This is a genomic window from Streptomyces prasinopilosus, assembly GCF_001419695.1.
Lineage (GTDB): Bacteria > Actinomycetota > Actinomycetes > Streptomycetales > Streptomycetaceae > Streptomyces > Streptomyces prasinopilosus.
Window position 1 is genome coordinate 1 of record NZ_LIRG01001003.1, and the last position, 4,203, is coordinate 4,203.

General features: G+C 73.2%; 5 protein-coding genes. 1 reads left to right on the forward strand and 4 read right to left on the reverse strand.

Features of this window, described 5'->3' with window-relative positions:
• Positions 1–93 precede the first annotated feature (93 nt).
• From AOK18_RS35525 to AOK18_RS29570, 3 genes are all read right to left on the reverse strand, one after another.
• Complete coding sequence (locus AOK18_RS35525) at positions 94–486, reverse strand: DUF3618 domain-containing protein (RefSeq protein ID WP_079039788.1); 393 nt, start codon at positions 484–486, stop codon at positions 94–96.
• A complete protein-coding gene (locus tag AOK18_RS29565; RefSeq protein WP_240503368.1) occupies positions 483–959 on the reverse strand; it encodes a phage holin family protein in 477 nt (158 codons plus the stop codon). Before AOK18_RS29565 ends, AOK18_RS35525 begins: the two co-directional genes overlap by 4 nt.
• A gap of 667 nt (positions 960–1,626) precedes the next feature.
• On the reverse strand, positions 1,627–2,112 hold the full coding sequence (locus AOK18_RS29570; protein ID WP_055696294.1) for a carboxymuconolactone decarboxylase family protein: 486 nt from the start codon (positions 2,110–2,112) through the stop codon (positions 1,627–1,629).
• 137 nt (positions 2,113–2,249) lie between these two features.
• Here AOK18_RS29570 and AOK18_RS29575 point away from each other — a divergent pair, with 137 nt between their 5' ends.
• Entirely contained in the window at positions 2,250–3,212 is a 963-nt protein-coding gene (locus AOK18_RS29575; protein ID WP_055572760.1) for an RNA polymerase sigma-70 factor, read from the forward strand.
• Between the two features lie 178 nt (positions 3,213–3,390).
• Here AOK18_RS29575 and AOK18_RS29580 read toward each other — a convergent pair whose 3' ends face one another.
• The gene (locus AOK18_RS29580) at positions 3,391–3,675 is read right to left on the reverse strand and encodes a putative quinol monooxygenase (RefSeq protein ID WP_055572475.1); all 285 of its coding nucleotides are present in this window, start codon (positions 3,673–3,675) and stop codon (positions 3,391–3,393) included.
• Positions 3,676–4,203 lie beyond the last annotated feature (528 nt).

Here is a 4,203-nt window from a genome sequence, read left to right on the forward strand (position 1 = left end):
CGCCCCCGGCGCGCCCGTCCGTCCCAGCCGGGTCCGCGGCGCTCCCCGGCCCGCGCCCGGCGCTTCCCGGCCGTCGCGCTCCCCGGTCCGCGGTCAGTGCGTCCCGCGCCGCCGCAGGACCGCCATCCCGGCCGTCGCCGCCAGGCCGGCCGCCGTCCCTCCGGCGACCATCACCGGCCACGGCTTCCGCGTCCCGGCCAGCCGGGCCTGCGTGGCGCTGCTCCGCAGTTGCACGCTCATCGCCCCGGCCTTGTCGCGCAGGTCCTCCACGCGGGCCAGTGCCTGTCCCTTGACGTCCATCTTCCCGGCCAGCTCCTCGACGGTGTCGCCGAGTTCGTGCCGGGTGCGCTCGATCTCCCGCCGCAGTTCGTCGGGCCCCTTGGCCCCGCGGGCGGCCTCCTGCTCGATCCGGGGCTCGATGTGGGCCCCGGAACCGGAGCCCGCCGCCCTCGCGGGCGGGTTCGCCCCGCTCACGTCCCGCGTCATCGGTGTGCCCTCCCCTTGATCTCCTCCACGTCCGCCTTCACGCTGTCCAGTGCCTGTTCCGGAGCGGCCGGCGTGGCCTTCTTCAGCTCGGCGCGGCCGAGCGCGGCCAGCACGGCGGCGACCACGAACAGCACGGCCGTGACGATCAGCGCAGCCGCCCACACCGGCAGGACGAGGGAGAGCGCCGCACCCACGGTGAAGGCCGTCGCCAGCAGGCCCGCGTAGGCGAAGGCGCCCGCGGCGCCCAGCATGCCGCCGCCGCGTCCGGCCCGGCGGCCCTTCTCGGCCAGCTCCACCTTGGCCAGGGCCATTTCCTGCCGCACCAGCCGGGAGACCTGCTCGGTGGCCTGCCCGACGAGTTCGCCCACGCTGTGCTCGTCGCGGCCGTGTTCGGCGTGGCCGTACCCGGCACGGCCGTGGCCTTCGCGACTGCGCGTGTCGCGAACCGGCGGTTGCTCGATGGTTGCGCTCACGGTGTTCCGCCTCCTCTCGGTCGGGTTGTTCGAGTACCCGGACCGCACGGCGCCTATCCCCGACAGCATCCATTACTGATACTTACCTGTAAGGGGTAGGAATTTTAAGTAGAGCTACACGATGTCCGGGCGGAGACTACCGCCATGACCTGGGCGGTGTCCCCCGGGTACCGCAGGGGATCCCCCCGGACCCGACTCCACGGGAGGCCGGAGAACGGGTGCCTTGCCGAAAGGCGTGAGCATTCGGCGGAAAGGTGTCCCACGGGCACTCGGATGAGCGGCATCAGGACAGCACCGGCCAAAGTGCTCACGCCTTCGGGACGGTGCGTCACCCCCAGGACGGGGACGAGCCTCCCGGCATCGCACCCGTCGAGGTCACATCCGGCCGGGGGCCGAGGAAAGCCGCCCGCACATGCGGCATACTGCCCCCGGCCAGGACGGGGAGGCCCACCTGCGGGCGGCCGTCGTCCCCTCGAACCAGCGGGCACGCTCGCTCGACCGGGCGGTGCCGGCCCTCGTGCCGGCCGATCCCGCACGACCACCGGCTCAAGGGGACGACGCCTCCAGGCCACGAGCAGCGTCCTCGACCTCCCCGACCCCCTACGGGCGGGCCGGGAGCGAACGAACCCCGGCCCGCCCCGCACCGCTTCCGCTCGACGCCCTCCGTTCAGTCGAGCACATGGGCGAACATGCCCGGCTCGTACGAGCCTCCCTTCTGACGCACGATCACGGCGAACCGGTTGGCCGCGTTGATCAGGGCGACCAGGGCGACCAGCGCCGCGGTCCGGTCGTCGTCGTAGTGCTTGCGCACCCGCTCCCAGGTCTCGTCGGACACACCGTGGTGGGCGTCGCCGAGCCGGGTGCCCTCTTCGGCGAGGGCCAGCGCGGCCCGCTCCGCCTCGGTGAACACCGTGGACTCGCGCCAGGCGGCGACCAGGTGGAGCCGGACCGCGCTCTCGCCGGCGGCCGCGGCCTCCTTCGTATGCAGGTCGACGCAGTGGCCGCAGCCGTTGATCTGGCTGACGCGCAGCGACACCAGCTCCTGCGTGGACCGGGGCAGCGGCGAGCGCTGGATCACCAGGCCGGCACCGGCGAACCGTTTGGCGAACTTGAGCGCGATCTCGTTGGCGAACAGGTCGAACCGGGTTTCCATGACTTCGTCCTCACTGGTGATGTGGCATCGGACGAACACGGGACGCCGGCCGCCGGCCCGGTGTGACGGAACCACCGTGTGAGGCAGGCCATGACGGCCGGGTGTCACAGGACCGCGGGGACCGGTGTCCCGTGCGCATGGAGCGTGCGGAAGCGAAGGAGCGTGCGGTGGAGGACGGACGGGACGAGCACACGGGCGGGCCTCCCGCGGGCGGCGCGGGGACCGATCCCGCCACCGAGGCGTTCGTCGGCCACCGCAATCTCCTGTTCACGGTGGCCTACGAGATGCTGGGCTCGGCCGCCGACGCGGAGGACGTGCTGCAGGAGACCTGGCTGCGGTGGTCGGGGGTCGATCTCGCCTCGGTGCGGGACCGGCGGGCGTACCTGGTCCGGATCACCACGCGCCAGGCGCTGAACCGGCTGCGTACGCTCGGCCGCCGCAAGGAGTCCTACGTGGGCTCCTGGCTGCCCGCGCCCCTGCTCACCACGCCCGACGTGGCCGAGGACGTGGAGCTGGCCGACAGCGTCTCGACGGCGATGATGCTGGTGCTGGAGACGCTCGCGCCGACGGAGCGGGCGGTGTTCGTGCTGCGCGAGGTGTTCGCCCTGGAGTACGACGAGATCGCGCAGGCCGTCGACCGGAAACCGGCCGCGGTCCGCCAGATCGCCCACCGCGCACGGGCTCATGTGGCGGCGCGCCGGCCGCGCGGACACGTGTCGTCGGCGGACTCCCGCAAGGCGCTCGACGCGTTCCGGCAGGCGGTCGAGACGGGGGACCTGCAGAGCCTGCTCGACGTCCTCGCGCCGGACGTCGTCCTGCTGGGCGACGGCGGCGGAGTGAAGCAGGCAGTGCTGCGGCCCATCGTCGGCGCCGACAAGGTGGCCCGCCTGCTGGCCGCGGGCCCGGGCAGGATCCCCACCGGTTCGTCTTTCCGGTTCGCCCAGGTCAACGGCTGCCCCGCACTGCTGCTGCGGGTCGACGGCGCACTCGACACCGTCCTGACGGTCCGCGTCGAGGACGGCCTCGTCACCGGCCTCTACGCCGTACGCAACCCGGAGAAGCTGTCCCACATGCGCCGGGAGACGACCCTGAGCCGCTGAGGCGGGGGCCGGGTGCGGGCCCTCGGCGCGGGCCTCGCCGGGCGACGTCGTCGACGACGGGGCCCGGCGAGGCCCGGGCGACGTTCGTCAGGAAGCCGAACACGCCCTCCGGTCGGGGCGGTCACCGCCGCCGCACTCCCCGCCCGTTCCGACCGTCCCGGTGGGGCACGGCCTACGCCTACGGGGCCTCGACATCGGAGATCCGGTACTTGCTCACCTCGGCGTCGCGGATCTGAGCCGCCTGGTCGGATTCCGGGCCCGCGCCACGGAAGCGTGCGAGATCCTCGTCGGTCCTCCACCGCTCGTAGACGTTGATCCGGCCCGGCTCGATCAAGTCGGCCGACAGAGCGAAATCGAGGCACCCGACGGCACCCCGGGCCTGCTCGACGATGCTCGAGCATCCGGCCAGATAGGCGCCGCGGTCAGCGGCGTCCACCCACAGCTTCCCGGCAATGATGATCACGGTACTCCTCGCGTATCGGCTGCTCGCCCGACAGTGATGTGCGGCGTGACCGTCCATCGGCACGGCCACCGCGGGGACAGACCGCGGCCGCGTACCGGATTCATCGGTCACCCGCACCACGACGAGCAGACATCGCCGCGGCACGAGGCACCGGATCGAAGAGCCGGGTTCCAGGAACCCGACCGCGGATCGTCATTCCGGCGTCCCGGGGTCCGCCACCCGTGTCTGCCGCCCGGCCGTGTACCCGGCGCCCGCCGCAAGCGGGATCGAGGCCACCGCGAGAGCCGTTCTTCCCCCGGGTCCCTCGGTCGAGGAACCGGGCGGGTTCCCGGCTCAGCCCCGCGGAGAACGGCTGACCCGCCGGAGCCGGCAGTCCGGCTCGGTGTCCGGAGATCCGGTCCTGTCGACACGAGGAATCCTCATGCGGCACCCACGCACGCACGCACGAGCGCCCTCCCCGGCCGGCCCGGGGCCGTGGGGAGGGCGCTCGACGTCGACCGGTACCGGCCGCCTGCCGTACGGCAGGCG